The sequence below is a fragment of the Microbacterium profundi genome (genome assembly GCF_000763375.1).
In the GTDB taxonomy this organism is placed as follows: Bacteria; Actinomycetota; Actinomycetes; order Actinomycetales; family Microbacteriaceae; genus Microbacterium; species Microbacterium profundi.
The window spans coordinates 355,005-371,851 of record NZ_JPSY01000002.1 but is presented as its reverse complement, the minus strand read 5'-3'; the positions used below and the strand labels follow the sequence as shown (position 1 = coordinate 371,851).

Genomic DNA, 16,847 nt, shown 5'->3' with positions numbered 1-16,847 from the left:
CTCCCCCTCATTTGATCGTGATCGGCCCACACCACCAAAGGATCAGCCGACCCGTTGTGGTGAGCATCCAACGTCCGCCCGCTCCCCGCCGCTAGTGTGGAATCCGTGACGGACACCCCTGACCTCTCCACGACCGCCGGCAAGATCGCCGACCTCCGCGCGCGCTACAGCGAAGCAGTGGTCGACGCCGAGACGAAGGCGAAGGAGAAGCAGCACTCCAAAGGCAAGATGACCGCCCGCGAGCGCATCGAACTGCTCGTCGACCCGGGAAGCTTCGTCGAGTTCGACGAGTATGTACGCCACCGCACGACCGCGTTCGGCATGGATCGCAACCGCCCGTACGGCGACTCCGTCGTGACCGGCATCGGCACCATCCACGGCCGCACCGTCGCCGTGTACTCCCAGGACTTCACCACGTTCGGCGGCTCGCTCGGCGAGGTCTCCGGCGACAAGATCATCAAGATCATGGAGTACGCCCTTCAGGGCGGCATCCCGGTCATCGGCATCCTCGACTCCGGCGGAGCCCGTATCCAGGAAGGCGTGCTCGCCCTCAGCAAGTACGGCGAGATCTTCCGACTGAACACGCGCTCGTCCGGCGTCATCCCGCAGATCTCGATCATCATGGGCCCGGCGGCCGGAGGCGCCGTCTATGGTCCTGCCCTCACCGACTTCGTCATCATGGTCGACAAGACCAGCCAGATGTTCGTCACCGGACCCGACGTCATCAAGACCGTCACCGGCGAAGACGTCGGGATGGAAGAGCTCGGCGGCGCCCTCACGCACAACACGCGTTCGGGCGTGGCGCACTATCTCGCCGAGGACGAAGACGACGCGATCGACTACGCGCGCACTCTGCTCGGGTTCCTCCCCGACAACAACATGGCCGAGATCCCCGGCTATGAGAGCGACTTCGAGTGGGAGACCACGGATGCCGATCGCTCGCTGAACACGATCATCCCGGACTCCGCGAACCAGCCGTACGACATGCACACCGTCATCGACCACGTCATCGACGACGACTTCCTCGAAGTGCAGCCGCTGTTCGCCCCGAACATCCTCATCGGCTTCGGCCGCGTCGAAGGCCGCTCGGTCGGCATCATCGCCAACCAGCCTTCGCAGATGGCGGGAACGCTGAACATCGAAGCCGGCGAGAAGGCCAGCCGATTCGTGCGTTTCTGCGACGCCTTCTCGATCCCGATCGTCACACTCGTCGATGTGCCCGGTTACCTGCCGGGCACCGATCAGGAGTGGACCGGCGTCATCCGTCGCGGCGCGAAGCTCATCTACGCGTACGCCGAAGCCACCGTGCCGCTGGTGACCGTGATCCTCCGCAAGGCCTACGGCGGCGCATACATCGTGATGGGCTCCAAGCAGCTCGGTGCAGACGTCAACCTCGCTTGGCCCACAGCCGAGATCGCCGTCATGGGCGGCCAGGGAGCCGTCAACATCCTCTACCGCGGTGAGATCAAGAAGGCTGAGGAGGCCGGCGAGGACGTCAAGGCGGTACGCACCCGTCTCGCCAACGAATACACGTACAGCGTCACATCTCCGTTCCTCGCTGCGGAGCGCGGTGAGATCGACGGCATCATCGAACCAGCGAACACGCGCGTCTCGATCGCCAAGGCACTGCGCTCACTGCGCGGCAAGCGCAGCGAACTGCCGCCGAAGAAGCACGGGAACATCCCGCTGTGACCACATCGCAACAGCCCTCAGGCGACGAGAGTCCGGCCCGCGACAGCGCGGCAGCGCAGAGCGCAGCCGACGTGCGGATCATCCGCGGCACCGCCAACGAAGAAGAACTCGCGGCTCTCATGGCTGTGGTCGGCGACGCCTATGCGACCGAGTCGGCGGATGCTGTCGCCGAAGAACCTCGCAGCTCGGCGTGGCGGCGCACACAGCGACCGCTGCGCGAACCTCTGCGCCGCGACATCCCCTGGGGACGATTCTCGGGCTGACGGCTGCGCGTTCGATGAGCTCGAGCGTGCGCGTTCGACGAGGTCGGGCCCGAAATCGCTTGTCCCCCAAAATACCTACAGACAAGCCGTGCGCGCCGCAGCAGAATTGGATCAACGCTTCGCGTTCGGTCGGTCTCTCTGCTCCAGGGTAGGCAGACGGTGATCGACCATCTGCGGTCAGTTTTCGGGTAACTGAATCGCAACTGGCGAGGGGCGGGCGGCTTCGCCGCCCCTCGCCCATCTCACCTCATTCGCGCTCGCGCGGAATCTCGTGCCACAGTCCGACGGAGTCCTCGTCCGAGGAATCACCGGAGCCGGATCGTCCGACGACGGTCACGGCCGTCTGCGGGTCTCGAGCAGCGCGGATGATCACACGACCTGCTTCCGCGCTCATCAGGACGCGCGCGAGTTCATCACGGATCTCAGCCCGACGATCCTCATCGAGCTCGTCCAGCCCGCCCTCGTCGAACACCGTCACTGCGGCTCCACGCAACCGCGCCTGCTGGATAGCCTCGCGCACAGCGTCATTGAGCAGACTCGCACCGCGCAGCTCGTCGCGCAGCCGCCCCTCGGCGAGCCGCGCCTCCAGACGATCCTCATCCGTGAGCAGGCCACGTGCGGCGACAGTCCTGGTCAGCACGGGACCGGCGACCGCCAGCGCGTACTTCACACGGACGCGACGCTCACGCTGGCGCACCAGCTGAGTGGCATGCCACGCCGACACCGCCTGCTGGATGTCCGCCAGATGCTCGGTGTCGTGCACGGCACGATCCCAGAACAGCACCAGCAGCTGCGCCACCACCGTCCACATCACCGATCCGACCAGTCCGAGTTCGAGTGCGACGAACGGACCGATGCACACCGCGGACGACACCGTGAGCGCAGCGAGCACCAGCCAGCCCGCGATCGCCCTTCTCCGCACGATGCACACCACCGCGAGCAGACCGACGGCGCCGATGTACCAGGTCGCGAACGGCGCCGTCCGGTGAGCGGGACTCAGTGATTCGCTCACCATCGCCGGGATCACCGCGGCGACGACCACTGCGACCACACCCCACCACCGTGGCAGTTGCGGCCCCGCCGGCGCCTCCAGCAGCACCGTCGTCACCACGACGACGAGATACAGCAGGATCGCCGCCACCATCAGCAGCGGAGCAGTCGGCTGCACGGTCCACCACACGGCGCGCGCCGCGAAGTACACGGCGAAACCTATCGCGAGCGAGGTCGCGACGCTGCGGACCGAGCGGTTCATTCGCGCATCCAACCCAGCACCACAGTGGTGCCCTCACCGTCGGAGTCGATCGTGGCCGTGCCCGCGACACCCGCCATCCTGGCGATGATCGACGCGCGGATGCCGAGCCGGTCCTCGCCGACCGTGTCCATGTCGAATCCGCCTCCGGTGTCCATGACCGTCACCGTGAGTCCGTCGTCGCCGTGGCCCTCCACGATGAGATGCAGTCCGCGTCCGTGTGCGTGGGTGACCGCGTTTCCGACGGCTTGACGAGCGGCGAGAACCAGAGCACGGGCCGCGCGACCGGGTATGAGGCCGGATCCGCCGCGCTCCTCGACGATCGCGTCCGCTCCGCGTTCGGAGAGCGCGCGCCGCAGCTCGATCACGATCTGTGCGGTACCGACCGGCTCGTCGCTCCCCTCTTGAGCCACGGCCGCCTCGGTGTTGGCGAGCCGTGTCAGCGCCTCACGCGCCATGGCGACGGCGAGGTCTCGCGCGCGATCGCTGTCCGCACGCTCGGCGGCGATCAGTGCCGCGAGCACGCTGTCATGCATGAGCGCTGCCATCGCGACACGCTCCTCCTCGGCGGCGGCAGCAGCGGCCGCCCCGGCATACGAGGCGACGGCCCGTCCGCGCGCGTCGTCCACTCCGGCGGCGACGGAGCGGAACATCCATCCCAGCGACAGGATGACGATGCCGAGGATCAGCGTGAACGAGACGTCGAATGCCGTCAGAGTCCAGACAGATCCGGCGAACTCGCCCTCCACTAGGTGCGCGGGTCAGAATCGGGTGGCGTGGCGCGCGGCGTTGACTCTGGCATCGCGCGCTGACGGTCGCGAACGGGAACGGGCGGGCCGTTGCGGTGTGAGAGCGTGCGGGATCGCACGGCGAGGGGCTCGTGGCGACTGTCGGTGCGTGCTGTGACGCCCCGGGACCCCTGGGGAGGCCTATGCGGGCGCCAGCCCGGCGGCTGTAGCGACGCGGAGCTTGCGGAGGTTGTGGCAGATCGTGTGGAGTAGCCATTCGCCTTGGGCGCCGGCGAGTCCGCGTAGCCGGAGCTGTCCGGCGTTTTGCCGGGTCTTCATCTGCCCGAACGCGGGTTCAACGATGGCTTTGCGGCGCGCGTAGTCGGTGCGGCCCTGCTCGGTGCGCAGCGCGTGCGCCATCCGCTCCCGCCGGCTCGCGTCCTCTGGGGCCGGGTCCGGGGCGCCGGCGGTAGGGAAGCTCTCGCCGTGACGTTGCCGTCCCGTCGCGATCAACACCTGTGCGTCCAGATCGTCGGCGGCTTCGAGGTTGGCTTCCGAGCAGTAGCCCGCGTCAGCGAGGACGACCTCTGGGGAACGCTCGATTCCTGCCGCATCGAGGTTCCGTAGGGTCTGCTCGGCCATCGGGACGAACTGCTGGATATCGGTGGCCTGCTGGGTGACCTCGGCGCTCAACACGATCTGGTGGCCCTCATCGACAACGGCCTGCGCGTTGAACGCGTAATCGAAGCCGCGGACCGTCTTCATCATCCGCGCCTCAGGATCGGTGAAATTGCGTTGCGCTTTCGGCTTCGGCGCCGCCGTGTCCACTGCAGTCGCGACGGCCGCGTCGGCCTGCTCAGGGGGCTGACCGGCGGCGTCGGCCTTCTTCCGCGCTACGGCTGCCGCCTTCTCGGCGGCGTCGGCCTCGATCGCGTCCTTCGCGGCACGTAGTTTTACCAGGCGCCCCTCACGGCGGGCCAGCTCCGGGGCGACCTCGTCCCCGCGCCGGTCCTGGCCGAACTGCTGATCCTCGGCCTCATCGACCGCCTCCGCCTCGGCGAGCAGCGCAGCGACCTCGGCTTGGAGCTGATCGATCTTCGGCACGATCCGGTCATAGCTCATCGCCTTATGCCGCGACGCGTTCGCAGCCAGCTTCGTGCCATCCAGCGCGACACGCCCCAACCGCACCAGCCCCGCCTCCGCGCAGACCCGCAGCACCTGCAGGAACAACCCCGGCAGGGCATCCAGGTGACGCCGACGAAACCGGGCCAGCGACCGGTAGTCGGGCGCCTGGTTGCCCGACAGCCACCGGAAGGCGATGTCGCGCTTGCAGCGCCGCTCCAACTCACGAGACGAGGTCACGCCCGTCGCGTACGCGAACAGCAGCAGCTTCAACATCATCCGCGGGTCATACGGAGGCGCACCCGAGGCGGACGCGTACGACGCGTAGACCGGCGTCAGATCCAAGAGCTCTTCGACGACCTCGGAGATGAACCGGGCCTCATCATCCTCGTCCAGCCAGTCATCCAGACTCGGCGGGAGCAGGAAACACTGCCCCTGGTCATACCCACGGAACGTCTTGCCCGCACCCGCCGGTGCAGCCGATCCCGGCGCCCGCGCCTCACCCGGCTCGACCTCGAACAGACCCTCCAGGCTGGCAGTCACCGTCATGAATCGATTCTCCCAGCACCCCGCGCTATCCACCGGATTCACCCCGGCGCGTTAACGGAAGGATCTGACCCACGCACCTAGGCGCACACAGCCGTAGACGAGCGGCACCGCCACAGCCCAGAGCATCTGGATCCGCACCGGGAAGGCGAGCATGGCCGCCGCGACGCCGACGTTGACGAGGAAGAAGATCCACGGCTGGTTGACCGCGCGATGGTCACCTGCCCCGACGGTGAGCGGCCAACTCGCGAGCGCGACGAGGTAGGCGACCGCGAACGAGCCGGAGGCCACGCGCACCCCTCGGCCGATGACGCACGCCACCAGCATCGCGATCAGCGGAATGTAGACGATCACGAGCAACGTGATGTGGACGGGCGAGGTCCCGGACGACATGGTACCGATGGCTGCGAACATCGCCTGCGTCCCCAGCATGGCGGAGCCGATCGCCACGACTGTCGCGAGGATGCGTTCCATCCGCTTTCCAGTGAAGCGCTCGAACGCCGTCTCTGCCGCCCCGAGGGACGGAATCCGGCTCCAGGCGTCCTTGAGGGCGGTGTCAGCCTGCATTGGAGGCCCCGTCGGCCGCCACGATTCCGTCCTCCATCGCGCGGCGCAGCAGGTCGATCTTGGTCGATGCCTGCCGGCCGACCTCGACGTACTTCACGCGCACACGGGTGATGTTCTCCTTGGCTGTGGAGTACGCGACTCCGAGCCGCTCAGCAACGACCTTCAACGGAAGCCCCGCCGCATACAGGCGCAGCACCTCGCGCTCGCGCACCGACAACTGCGCGTCTGCGAACTCCCGGTCGCCCTCGACGGCGCTGGCCCATTCGACATTGTTGAGCGCGTCGCCACGTGCGACGGTGCGGATCGCGTCGAGCACGTCATCCAGCGCTGAGGACTTGCTCACGACGCCCGCGGCGCCGGCTGCGAGCGCTTCTCGCACGGCGGCCGGGCGGTCGGCGACGCTGTGGATGACGACGCTGGCGCCGTCGGAGACCAGGCTCCTCACATTCTCTGTGACGGTGGTGCCGTCTCCGAGAGTCAGATCGAGCACGACCACGTCAGCCGGAGCGGAGCCCGTGGAAGCACGCCATCCCAGATACGAGCCGACTGTGCTGCCTGAGAACACGACCGTCTGCGCGCCGTCGCGTTCGCATGCGAGCTCGAGCCCCAGACGAACGGACTCGTGGTCATCGATGAATGCGACCCTGCTCATTGCTCCACCCTATCGATCTGCTGAGAACTCACCGACTGAGCAGCGCGATGACCTCGAAATGGTGCGAGTGCGGGAACAGGTCGAAGCCCTGCAGGGACTCGACGTTCCACCCGAGATCGCGGAACGTGCCGAGGTCACGCGCCAGAGCGACCGGGTCGCATGCGACGTAGACGATCGCGTCGGGGCTGAGGGCGTGCACGCCCTCGACGACAGCGCGCCCGGCGCCGGCGCGCGGCGGATCAAGGACGACGGTGCCCGCCTGCATCCCCGAGGGAAGCCCGCTCAGGTAGCGGTCGACGCGATCGGTGACGGCGGCGACGTCGAACGGATCGAGGTTGTGCTTCGCGTGCTCAGTGGCGCGGCGGCTCGATTCCACAGTGACGAGATCTGTCGCACCGAGCTCGGCGAGAGAGGCTGCGAAGAGGCCGACCCCGCCGTACAGGTCGAGATGGGTCTTTGCCGGGTCGATCCGGCCCTCGAGGACGGATCGAACGGCCGTGTCGAGCGTGTCGGCGGCGCGCGCATGCACCTGCCAGAATCCGTCGGCATCCACTCGGAAAGTGCGCTCGCCGACCTGCTCCTTGATGACCTCCGAGGGCTGGCGCTTGCCCCGCTCCGGGCGACGGATCACGTGCACGTTGCCGTCAGCATCCTGTACGAGGTCGATGCGACCGGGCTTGGCGTTCTTGAGCGAGAGCGCCTCGGCCGCCACGCGGCGACGTGCCAGCGGATGCGACTGCACGGGGATCACCCGGTGGCTGCGAGCCGCGAACGGCCCGACCACGCCATCGGCATCCACATGCAGCGAGACGCGCGTGCGCCACCCTGTACCGTCGCCGTCATCGATCGCCGCGATCTCGGGAGCCTCGAGGCCGGAGCCTGCGAACTTGTCGAGCGCCTCGGTGAGCACCTGACGCTTGAGCGTGCGCTGGTGCGCCAGATCGATGTGACCGAGGTCAGCGCCGCCTGCGCGATCGACGGGATCACGCGAGATGTCGGCTTCCTTCCACACGTGCGGACGACGCTGCGGCGATTCCTCGAGCACTTCGAGCGCCTCCGCCCGCCAGAACGACGACTTGGCGCCGTCGGTGACGCGTGCGCGCACACGCTCGCCCGGAATCGCGTCCGAGACGAACACCACGCGACCTTCGTGACGTGCGATGAAGGTGCCACCGTGCGCGATGCCGGTGATGTCGAGGTCGAGCGTCTGGCCCGCAGAAGAAGTCATCCCTCCAGGATACGGTGATGGACATGCGCGTCTGCCTGGCTTCCACCTCCCCCGCCCGTCTCATGCTGCTGCGTCAGGCGGGGATCGATCCGCTCACACTCTCTCCGGAGACGAATGAGGATGCCATCGCCGCCGCGGCTGCGGCCGAGCGGGGCGCTGATCTGCCTCCTGCCGACCTCGTGCTGCTGCTCGCCCGCGCCAAGGCGGCCGACGTCGCACAGCGCCTGGCGACGGAAGACCCCGGCTTCGACGGGATCGTGATCGGCGGCGACTCCATGTTCGAGCTGGGCGGTCACGTGTACGGCAAGCCCTACACGCCGGAGGAAGCGACGCGCCGGTGGCACGAGATGCGCGGCGCGACTGGAATCCTGCACTCGGGGCACTCGGTGTTCCGCGTCGCTCCGGGCACGGCGCCGAGGGAAGCCACCGCCATCGCCGAGGCATCCGTCACCTTCGCCGAAGACATATCGGACGACGAGATAGCTGCATACGTGGCGACCGGCGAGCCCCTGAATGTCGCCGGCGCATTCACCGTCGACAGCCTCGGCGGAGCGTTCATCACCCGCGTCGACGGCGATCCCTCCACGGTCGTGGGCATGTCGCTGTCGACGATCCGTCGGCTGGTGGGTGATCTGGGCGTCACCTGGACGGACCTGTGGTCGTAGAGATCCCGCCATGTTCTGGCGAGTTTCTTGTGGAGGGTCGTCAAAAGTATCGAGGTCGATCTCGCTAGGCTGACATTCATGCCTGCTATCGCCAAGGTCCTCATCGCGAACCGCGGCGAGATCGCCGTACGCATCATCCGCGCCGCTCGTGATTCCGGGATCGGCTCCGTCGCCGTCTACGCCGACCAGGATCGGGATGCCCTGCACACCCGCCTCGCGGACGAGGCGTACTCCCTCGACGGCGACACCAGTGCCACCACGTACCTCCAGATCGACAAGATCCTCTCCGTCGCTCGTCGTGCCGGTGCCGACGCCGTCCACCCCGGCTACGGCTTCCTGGCCGAGAACGCCGAGTTCGCACGTGCTGTGATCGGCGCAGGCATGATCTGGATCGGTCCGTCGCCCGAGGCGATCGAGTCACTCGGAGACAAGGTCACCGCACGCCACGTCGCCGAGAAGGTGGGCGCCCCACTCGCACCGGGCACACCAGGGCCGGTCGAGTCCGCAGACGAGGTCGTCGCGTTCGCGAAGGAATTCGGCCTCCCGATCGCCATCAAGGCCGCCTACGGCGGAGGCGGACGAGGACTCAAGGTCGCCCGCGAACTCGACGAGGTAGCCGAACTCTTCGAATCGGCCACCCGCGAGGCGGTCGCGGCCTTCGGTCGCGGCGAGTGCTTCGTCGAGAAGTACCTCGACAAGCCCAGGCACGTCGAGACGCAGTGCCTGGCGGATGCCGAGGGCAACGTCGTCGTGATCTCCACCCGCGACTGCTCGCTGCAGCGCCGCCACCAGAAGCTCGTCGAAGAAGCACCGGCGCCCTTCCTCACCGAGGAGCAGAACCGCCAGCTGTACGAGTCCTCCAAGGCGATCCTGCGAGAGGTCGGCTACGTCGGAGCCGGCACCTGCGAGTTCCTCATCGGCGCCGACGGCACCGTGTCGTTCCTCGAGGTGAACACCCGACTGCAGGTCGAGCACCCTGTCTCCGAAGAGGTCACCGGCATCGACCTGGTGCGCGAGCAGTTCCGCATCGCCGCCGGCGGGACGATCGACTACGACGACCCGACTCCGAACGGCCACTCCTTCGAGTTCCGCATCAACGGCGAGGACCCCGGTCGCGGGTTCCTCCCCCAGCCCGGTCCGATCCACGTCTTCAAGACGTTCGGCGGACCAGGCATCCGCCTCGACTCAGGTGTCACAGCCGGCGACGCCGTCTCGGGAGCGTTCGACTCGCTGCTCGCGAAGATCATCGTCACCGGTCGCGACCGCGCCGAGGCGCTGGAGCGCGCCCGCCGCGCTCTCGACGAGTTCGAGGTCGCCGGGCTCCCGACCGTGCTTCCGTTCCACCGCAAGGTCGTGCGCGATCCCGCGTTCACCGCCGAGGACGGCACGTTCGGCATCTTCACGCGCTGGATCGAGACCGAGTTCGACAACGACATCCCGGCCTGGGATGGCGAGCTGGATGCTCCGGCACCGGCCGAGAGCCGCCACACCGTGGTCGTCGAGGTCGCAGGCAAGCGTCTCGAGGTCAGCCTGCCCGATCGCGTCGCCGTCGCCTCCGGTGTCTCCGGCCGCCCGGCCGCCGTGCCGCCGTCCAGGCGCAGCCACACCACGTCGGTCTCCGCCGGGGCCTCCGGCGACGCTGTGAAGTCGCCCATGCAGGCCACGGTCATCAAAATCGCCGTCGAAGAGGGCCAGCAGGTCGTCAAGGGCGACCTGGTGGTCGTGCTCGAGGCGATGAAGATGGAGCAGCCACTGCAGGCGCACAAGGACGGCGTCATCGGCGGCATCAACGCGACCGCCGGCGCGACTGTCTCGTCAGGACATCAGCTGCTGCTGATCTCCTAGCCGCGTGGAACCGGTAGCCGGGCGGAGCCGACGTCAGCTGATGTTCACCAGGTGCATCGCGCGCGACGCATCTGTGATGCTGCTCGACAGCGACGGGTACGCGGCGAACACACGTGAGACCTGGTCGACCGTGAGGCGACGCTCGACGGCGACGGCGATCGGGTAGATCAACTCCGACGCCTTCGGCGCCACGATCACACCGCCGATGACCGTGCCAGAGCCCTTGCGTGCGATGATCTTCACGAAGCCGTCCTTGATGCCCATCATCTTGGCGCGCGGGTTCGCTGCCAGCGGCAGCTTGTAGACGAGCCCGTCGGCGACACCGTCTTCGACGTCCTTCTCGCCCCAGCCGACCGTGGCGATCTCGGGGGCCGTGAAGATGTTCGAGGTGACCTTGATCTTCTCGAGCGGGATGACGATGTCGCCGAGCGCGTGGAACACCGCGGTGCGCCCCTGCATGGAGGCGACGGATGCGAGCGGCATGAAGTTCGTGCAGTCGCCGACCGCGTAGATGTTCGGCACTGAGGCGCGGGCGACGCGGTTGACGCGCACGTGGCCGGACTCGGTGAGTTCGACCCCCGCCTCCTCCAGGCCGATCCCCGCGGTGTTCGGAATCGATCCCACCGCCATCAGGCAGTGGCTGCCCTCGACGGTGCGACCGTCGGAGAGCGTCACGAGCACGCCGGTGTCCGTACGCTCCACCTTGTCGGCGCGCGACTTGGACAGCACGGTCATGCCACCCCGCTTGAAGACCTTCTCCAGCACGTGGGCTGCGTCCTTGTCCTCGCCCGGCAGCACCTGATCGCGACTGGAGACGAGCGTCACCTTCGCGCCGAGGTTCATGTACGCCGAGGCGAACTCGGCGCCGGTGACACCCGAGCCGACCACGATGAGGTGCTCGGGCAGCGCCTTCATGTCGTACAGCTGCGTCCAGGTCAGGATGCGCTTGCCGTCCGGCTTCGCGCTGTCGAGCTCGCGCGGCGATGCGCCGACCGACACGATGATGGTGTCGGCTTCGACGCGGTCGAAATCGGTGCCGCCCGGTCCGGTGGCGACCACGATGGCGTTCGGGCCCTCGAGACGCCCGTGACCGGAGAGGATGCGGACACCCGCCTCGAGCAGCGTCTCGCGCATGTCCTCCGACTGCTGCCCCGCGAGCGCCAGCAGACGCTTGTTGACCGCGGCGAGGTTGATCGCGATCTCGGGCTTGAGCGGCTTCCCCGCCGCCCCCTTCGCGTAGAACTGCACTCCGAGATCGCTCGCCTCGGAGATCGCGACCGCTGCATCGGCCGTGGCGATCAGGCTCTTCGACGGCACGACATCTGTGAGTACGGCGGATCCGCCGACTCCGACGCGCTCGACCAGCGTCACCTCGGCTCCGAGCTGGGCGGCGGCGAGCGCCGCTTCGTAGCCGCCGGGACCGCCGCCGAGGACGGCAACCCGCTGAGTGCGCTCGAAAGGAGTGGAAGACATGACTCCCATTCTTCCGCAATCCTGAGTGCGTTGCCGTCACCACTCTTAGAGTGGATCCATGACCGACATTCACGACAACCCTCTCGACGACCCGAACACCGACCCGTTCGAGGTCGCAGCCCTCGCCGCCGCGGACATCGCGCGGCTCAGCGGCGTCGAGAAGCACGACATCGCCCTCACCCTCGGAAGCGGCTGGGGCAAAGCCGCCGACCTGCTCGGCGAGACCGTCGCCACGATCCCGGCCACCGAGGTCACCGGCTTCTCCAAGCCTGCTCTCGAGGGCCACGTCGGCACTCTGCGCAGCATCCGCACGCCCGGCGGCAAGCACGTGCTCGTCATCGGCGCCCGCACGCACTATTACGAGGGCCACGGCGTCCGACGCGTCGTCCACAGCGTCCGCACCGCCGCCGCCGCAGGGGCTGCGATCATGGTGCTGACCAACGGCGCCGGCGGTATCCGCGAGACGTGGAAGCCCGGCCAGCCCGTGCTCATCAGCGACCATATCAACCTGACTGCGGACTCTCCGCTGGAAGGTGCGAACTTCGTGGACCTGACCGACCTGTACTCGCCGCGACTGCGCGACATCGCACGCACGATCGACCCGTCACTGGATGAGGGCGTCTACACGCAGTTCCGCGGACCGCACTACGAGACGCCGGCCGAAGTGCAGATGGCGAAGGTCATCGGCGGGAACATCGTCGGCATGTCGACGGCTCTCGAGGCGATCGCTGCCCGTGAGGCCGGCATGGAGATTCTGGGCTTCTCGCTGATCACGAACCTCGCCGCCGGCATCCAGAAGACGCCGCTCAGTCACACCGAGGTCATCGAGGCCGGCCGCGAGGCAGAGCCCGTGATCTCGGCGCTGCTGGCCCGCGTAGTGGAGGCGCTGTGAGCGAGCAGACCGAGGCGCGATTGGCTCAGGCGCGTGCGTGGCTGCGCCAGGATCCGGATGCCGCGACCAGGGACGAGCTCGCCGCAATCGTCACAAGGGCAGCCTCGGGCGATGCCGCGGCGATCGCCGATCTGGAAGACCGCTTCGGCGCGCGCCTCGCGTTCGGCACCGCCGGCCTGCGTGGCGCACTCGGCGCCGGCAGCAACCGGATGAACCGCGTGCTGATCGCTCAGGCCGCCGCCGGCTTCGCGTCGTATCTGCGCGAGCGGGTGCAGGGCACCCCCTCCGTCGTGGTCGGCTACGACGGACGCCGCAACTCCCGGCGGTTCGCCCATGACTCCGCCGAGTTGTTCGCCGGCGCTGGACTTCGCACGATTCTGCTGCCTCGCCTGCTGCCGACGCCGGTGCTCGCATTCGCTGTGCGCCACTTCGGCGCGGATGCCGGTGTCATGGTGACCGCGAGCCACAATCCGCCGGACGACAACGGCTACAAGGTGTATCTCGGCGGCGCGGATGCCGGCTCCCAGATCGTGGCCCCCGCAGACGCCGAGATCGCCGCCCACATCCAGCGGGTGGCGGATGCCGGCGACATCTCCCGACTGCCGCGTTCGAGCTCGTACGAGACGGCCGCCGAAGACGTCGTCTCCGCCTACATCCGCGATACGGCCGCCGTGGCTCCCGCGCCGGCGTCGGCGAAGGGCTTCAACTGGGTCTACACGGCGATGCACGGCGTGGGCTGGGAGACCTTCTCCCGCATCCTGCGCACGGCCGGCTATCCGCAGCCGACGACCGTACGCGAACAACTGCGTCCCGACCCCACGTTCCGCACCGTGTCGTTCCCGAACCCCGAAGAGCCGGGGGCGATGGACCTCGCATTCGCCGCGGCCAGACGCACCCGCGCCGACTTCATCATCGCGAACGACCCTGACGCCGACCGCCTCGCCGTCGCGATCCCCGACGACTCCGCCGAGGGCGGCTGGCGTCGGCTGAGCGGCAACGAGGTCGGACTGCTCCTGGGAGCTCGCGCCGCGCGTGCCGCGGAGGGCATACCAGGGGCCTCGCTGGCCTGCTCGCTGGTCTCATCCCCCGGCCTCGGCGCGATCGCCGCACATCACGGACTCGACTTCCACGAGACGCTGACCGGCTTCAAATGGATCTCGCGAGCACCGGGAATGGTGTTCGGCTTCGAGGAGGCGCTCGGATACCTGGTGAACCCGGAGAAGGTACGCGACAAGGACGGCATCTCCGCGGCGATCGCCGTGCTCGGTCTTGCCGCCGAGGCAGAAGAGAGGGGCGAGACTCTGGCCACGCTCGTCGCGGAACTCGGCGAGACGTACGGCCATTTCGCCAGCGGTCAGGTCTCCGTGCGCGTCGATGACCTCTCGATCATCGACAGGATCATGCTCGCTCTGCGCACGTTGCCGCCGGCGCGCATCGGCAGCACGGCGATCGACTCCGCCGAGGACCTCATGCAGGCGTCAGAGGGACAGCCCTCCGGCGATGTGCTGCGCTACCGGCTCGCAGACGGCTCGCGCGTGATCGTGCGCCCGAGCGGCACCGAGCCGAAGCTCAAGGTGTACATCGACGCACGGGCCGATACGGCCGACGGCTCCCGCGCGGCGGTCGCAGATCTCGAGGCGGGTGTGCGCGCGCTGCTCGAGGAGCGAAGCTAGCATCGCTGTATGCCGACCCGACATGTGATCATCAGGGCGCACAACGGTGTGCACGCCCGTCCCGTCGCCGAACTCGTTCGCCTTGCGCAGGCGCATCGCGACTCGATCACGCTGCGGACCGCGACCGGTACGCAGGTGGATCTCAGCAGCGTGCTGGCCGTGATGGACCTCGCTCTCAGACAGGGCGATGAGGTCGTGCTGTCCACGGCGGAGTCGGCAGGAGCCGCGAGCGTGCTGGATGCGCTGACCGAGGTGCTCGCGAGGCAGGACTGAGATGATGCTCAGCCGTCGATCACGGCGACGAGCTCATCCAGGAACGCCTCGAACGACGTGCCACGGCGGACGATCCGCTGCACGCTCTCGCGTTCGCTGAAGACCTCGACGAGCTGCTCGAACACCGTCTGGAACGCGGTGCGGTCGCTCTCGCTGAACGCGGCGAGCGCCACGACCTGCACACGCCCTTCTCCCCACGCGACCGAACCGTCGGCCACGCCGATCGCGATAGCCGTGCGCTGAGCCGTCATCTGCAGCGCGTGCGGAACGGCCAGCGCGTCCGTGAACGCGGTCGATGACATCCGCTCCCTGACGATCGTGTTCTCCACGTAGTCGCCGGCGATGAGACCGGTATCCACGAGCAGTCCGCCGAGACGGCGGATGACGGCATCCTCCCCCTCATCCGGCAGTGGGCGAACGAACGCATCAGCCACGAAGTAGCGCGACAGCTCCTCGCGCAGACGGGTGAGCCGGCGCGCGCGACGCATGCGGGCCGCCGCCTGCGACACGCGCTCGACGTCGGCGTCGGTGAGGAACGGCTGGATGCGCACATAGCGGTCGCCATTGGCACCTGGTTCGATCGTGCTCAGCACGAGGTCGGTGTCGATCGCCTCCCAGTCGGGATCCACGCTCGTGACGACGCTGGTGACCTCCACCGATGAGCCGAGCGAGCGATCGACGCTCGAGCGCAGCAGCTCGTGCAGCTCGTAGTAGCCGGGGCAGACGATCGTCGCCGTGAGGATCGACTCGGCCTTGCGGCTGCGCTCCAGCCTCCCGCCGATGTGCATCGCGATGTAGGCGATCTCGTCGTCGTGGATCGGAGCGCCCAGCCGGTCATGCAGGCCGCTCGCGATCGACACCGCCACTTCGAAGATCATGGGGTACGACGACTTCAGCGACCTCGTGAGCGGGTTGCGCGTCCAGGCCTGCTCCTCGGCTCGGCGCAGCAGATTCTGCACGTGCAGCGCCAGCCGCAGGATGAACGCCTCATCGACGAGATCCACCTGATAGTCCGCCGCAGCCTGGACGATCTCCGCGCGGACGGCGGCCTCGACCGCCTGATCGACCCCGCTGCGGGCGGCATCGTGCCCGGCGCTCTGCCCTGGCGCGATCGCCCTGGTCAGCACGAGCGTGGCGAGATGCGCGCTGTCGCCCTCGCCGAGAGCGACGCCGAAGTGCTCTGCGGCGAGCTGCGTGATCACGCCGCCCAGCTTCGGGATCTCCTCCGAGGCTCCCGACTGCGGGGTGTCGAGGGCACGGCCGGCCGAGACGCGGTCGGCGGCGATCGCGATGTGCAGCAGCACGTCGGAGATCGCGAGCTCGTTGACGTAGTAGCCGAGCGCACCCAGCTCGCGCACGAGGGCGGTCTTGAACGGAGCGACGGCGTGCGCGGCGACGGCGCTGCCGGTGAGGGCGCGGCGGATGCTCTCGGGGTGGAACGAGCCGGCGTCCATCTCGTCGTGGGCGAGCCGGCTCAGCAGCCGGCGCTGCGCCACCTCCGTCCCCTGCAGACGGACGATCTCGCGATCGCGCTCGAGCCGGAGATCGGTGCCGTCCAGCAGCCCGCGCACTCGGGAGAGATCGGATTCCAGGGTGGCCTCGCTCACGTGCAGTCGCTCCGCCGTGGCGAACACATCGATGCCAGCCGATTCGTCCAGCAGCATCCGCACCACCGTGTGCAGGCGGTCGCGCGGTGCGGAATCCCCCGTCGCCCGTGTCCGCAGCGTCGCATGCGCACTCGCACCGGCGCGGTATCCGGCCGGGCCCGACTCGACGGCGTCGCCGCCCGTCGCGCGGGCGTTGAGCGCGGCGACATATGAGCGGATGCTGCGCGGCGTCACGCCGAACAGATCGGCGAGGCTCGCCGCCGTCGCCCAATCGTCCTGCCGGAGGAGGGTCTGCAGGAGCTGATCCTGACGCTGGCGCGACATGCTCCCATGATGCCAGCACCGTCGCGACCGCGGGTCGCGGCGGAAGGT

General features: G+C 68.3%; 15 protein-coding genes. 7 read left to right on the top strand and 8 right to left on the bottom strand.

Annotation, left to right across the window (positions count from 1 at the left end):
* Positions 1-96: 96 nt before the first annotated feature.
* Positions 97-1,692, top strand: coding sequence for an acyl-CoA carboxylase subunit beta (locus tag JF52_RS0112295; RefSeq protein WP_033106854.1), 1,596 nt, complete (start codon positions 97-99; stop codon positions 1,690-1,692).
* Complete coding sequence (locus JF52_RS0112290; protein WP_033106853.1) at positions 1,689-1,955, top strand: acyl-CoA carboxylase subunit epsilon; 267 nt, start codon at positions 1,689-1,691, stop codon at positions 1,953-1,955. Before JF52_RS0112295 ends, JF52_RS0112290 begins: the two co-directional genes overlap by 4 nt.
* Positions 1,956-2,202: 247 nt before the next feature.
* Here JF52_RS0112290 and JF52_RS0112285 read toward each other — a convergent pair whose 3' ends face one another.
* From JF52_RS0112285 to JF52_RS0112260, 6 genes are all read right to left on the bottom strand, one after another.
* A complete protein-coding gene (locus tag JF52_RS0112285; protein WP_033106852.1) occupies positions 2,203-3,207 on the bottom strand; it encodes a hypothetical protein in 1,005 nt (334 codons plus the stop codon).
* On the bottom strand, positions 3,204-3,953 hold the full coding sequence (locus tag JF52_RS0112280; RefSeq protein ID WP_052167011.1) for a sensor histidine kinase: 750 nt from the start codon (positions 3,951-3,953) through the stop codon (positions 3,204-3,206). Before JF52_RS0112280 ends, JF52_RS0112285 begins: the two co-directional genes overlap by 4 nt.
* A gap of 180 nt (positions 3,954-4,133) precedes the next feature.
* Positions 4,134-5,603, bottom strand: coding sequence for an IS1182 family transposase (locus JF52_RS0112275; RefSeq protein WP_033106851.1), 1,470 nt, complete (start codon positions 5,601-5,603; stop codon positions 4,134-4,136).
* A gap of 51 nt (positions 5,604-5,654) precedes the next feature.
* Positions 5,655-6,167 (bottom strand): hypothetical protein, encoded by a 513-nt coding sequence (locus JF52_RS0112270; protein WP_052167010.1) that lies wholly within the window; start codon positions 6,165-6,167, stop codon positions 5,655-5,657.
* Positions 6,157-6,819, bottom strand: a complete 663-nt coding sequence (locus tag JF52_RS0112265; RefSeq protein ID WP_033106850.1) for a response regulator transcription factor — start codon at positions 6,817-6,819, stop codon at positions 6,157-6,159. The genes JF52_RS0112270 and JF52_RS0112265 overlap by 11 nt, the downstream gene beginning before the upstream one ends.
* 28 nt (positions 6,820-6,847) lie before the next feature.
* Positions 6,848-8,047 carry a class I SAM-dependent RNA methyltransferase gene (locus tag JF52_RS0112260; RefSeq protein WP_033106849.1) on the bottom strand — a complete coding sequence of 400 codons (1,200 nt, stop codon included), beginning with the start codon at positions 8,045-8,047 and terminating at the stop codon, positions 6,848-6,850.
* Positions 8,048-8,070: 23 nt separating this feature from the next.
* On the opposite strand from JF52_RS0112260, the gene JF52_RS0112255 reads away from it, so the two are divergent.
* Complete coding sequence (locus JF52_RS0112255) at positions 8,071-8,712, top strand: Maf family protein (protein ID WP_084595846.1); 642 nt, start codon at positions 8,071-8,073, stop codon at positions 8,710-8,712.
* Positions 8,713-8,790: 78 nt separating this feature from the next.
* Positions 8,791-10,557 carry an acetyl/propionyl/methylcrotonyl-CoA carboxylase subunit alpha gene (locus tag JF52_RS0112250; protein ID WP_033106847.1) on the top strand — a complete coding sequence of 589 codons (1,767 nt, stop codon included), beginning with the start codon at positions 8,791-8,793 and terminating at the stop codon, positions 10,555-10,557.
* A gap of 33 nt (positions 10,558-10,590) precedes the next feature.
* On the opposite strand, the gene JF52_RS0112245 is transcribed toward JF52_RS0112250, so the two are convergent.
* Entirely contained in the window at positions 10,591-12,039 is a 1,449-nt protein-coding gene (locus JF52_RS0112245) for an NAD(P)H-quinone dehydrogenase (protein WP_200881016.1), read from the bottom strand.
* 49 nt (positions 12,040-12,088) lie between these two features.
* Between JF52_RS0112245 and JF52_RS0112240 the strand changes: the two genes are divergently transcribed.
* The 3 genes from JF52_RS0112240 to JF52_RS0112230 are packed head-to-tail and all read left to right on the top strand — an operon-like array spanning position 12,089 to position 14,868.
* Entirely contained in the window at positions 12,089-12,922 is an 834-nt protein-coding gene (locus tag JF52_RS0112240; RefSeq protein WP_033106846.1) for a purine-nucleoside phosphorylase, read from the top strand.
* Positions 12,919-14,595, top strand: a complete 1,677-nt coding sequence (locus JF52_RS0112235) for a phospho-sugar mutase (RefSeq protein WP_033106845.1) — start codon at positions 12,919-12,921, stop codon at positions 14,593-14,595. Before JF52_RS0112240 ends, JF52_RS0112235 begins: the two co-directional genes overlap by 4 nt.
* Before the next feature lie 9 nt (positions 14,596-14,604).
* On the top strand, positions 14,605-14,868 hold the full coding sequence (locus tag JF52_RS0112230; RefSeq protein WP_033106844.1) for an HPr family phosphocarrier protein: 264 nt from the start codon (positions 14,605-14,607) through the stop codon (positions 14,866-14,868).
* An 8-nt stretch (positions 14,869-14,876) separates the two neighbouring features.
* Here JF52_RS0112230 and JF52_RS0112225 read toward each other — a convergent pair whose 3' ends face one another.
* Positions 14,877-16,799, bottom strand: a complete 1,923-nt coding sequence (locus tag JF52_RS0112225) for a BglG family transcription antiterminator (protein ID WP_033106843.1) — start codon at positions 16,797-16,799, stop codon at positions 14,877-14,879.
* Between the last annotated feature and the right edge of the window lie 48 nt (positions 16,800-16,847).

Excerpts from the sequence above, each read along its gene's own strand:
- JF52_RS0112270 (WP_052167010.1), bottom strand. The coding sequence starts at position 6,167 with ATGCAGGCTGACACCGCCCTCAAGGACGCCTGGAGCCGGATTCCGTCC.
- JF52_RS0112225 (WP_033106843.1), bottom strand. The coding sequence starts at position 16,799 with ATGTCGCGCCAGCGTCAGGATCAGCTCCTGCAGACCCTCCTCCGGCAG.
- JF52_RS0112240 (WP_033106846.1), top strand. The coding sequence starts at position 12,089 with ATGACCGACATTCACGACAACCCTCTCGACGACCCGAACACCGACCCG.
- JF52_RS0112245 (WP_200881016.1), bottom strand. The coding sequence starts at position 12,039 with ATGGGAGTCATGTCTTCCACTCCTTTCGAGCGCACTCAGCGGGTTGCC.
- JF52_RS0112250 (WP_033106847.1), top strand. The coding sequence starts at position 8,791 with ATGCCTGCTATCGCCAAGGTCCTCATCGCGAACCGCGGCGAGATCGCC.
- JF52_RS0112285 (WP_033106852.1), bottom strand. The coding sequence starts at position 3,207 with ATGAACCGCTCGGTCCGCAGCGTCGCGACCTCGCTCGCGATAGGTTTC.
- JF52_RS0112255 (WP_084595846.1), top strand. The coding sequence starts at position 8,071 with ATGCGCGTCTGCCTGGCTTCCACCTCCCCCGCCCGTCTCATGCTGCTG.
- JF52_RS0112230 (WP_033106844.1), top strand. The coding sequence starts at position 14,605 with ATGCCGACCCGACATGTGATCATCAGGGCGCACAACGGTGTGCACGCC.
- JF52_RS0112265 (WP_033106850.1), bottom strand. The coding sequence starts at position 6,819 with ATGAGCAGGGTCGCATTCATCGATGACCACGAGTCCGTTCGTCTGGGG.
- JF52_RS0112275 (WP_033106851.1), bottom strand. The coding sequence starts at position 5,603 with ATGACGGTGACTGCCAGCCTGGAGGGTCTGTTCGAGGTCGAGCCGGGT.
- JF52_RS0112260 (WP_033106849.1), bottom strand. The coding sequence starts at position 8,047 with ATGACTTCTTCTGCGGGCCAGACGCTCGACCTCGACATCACCGGCATC.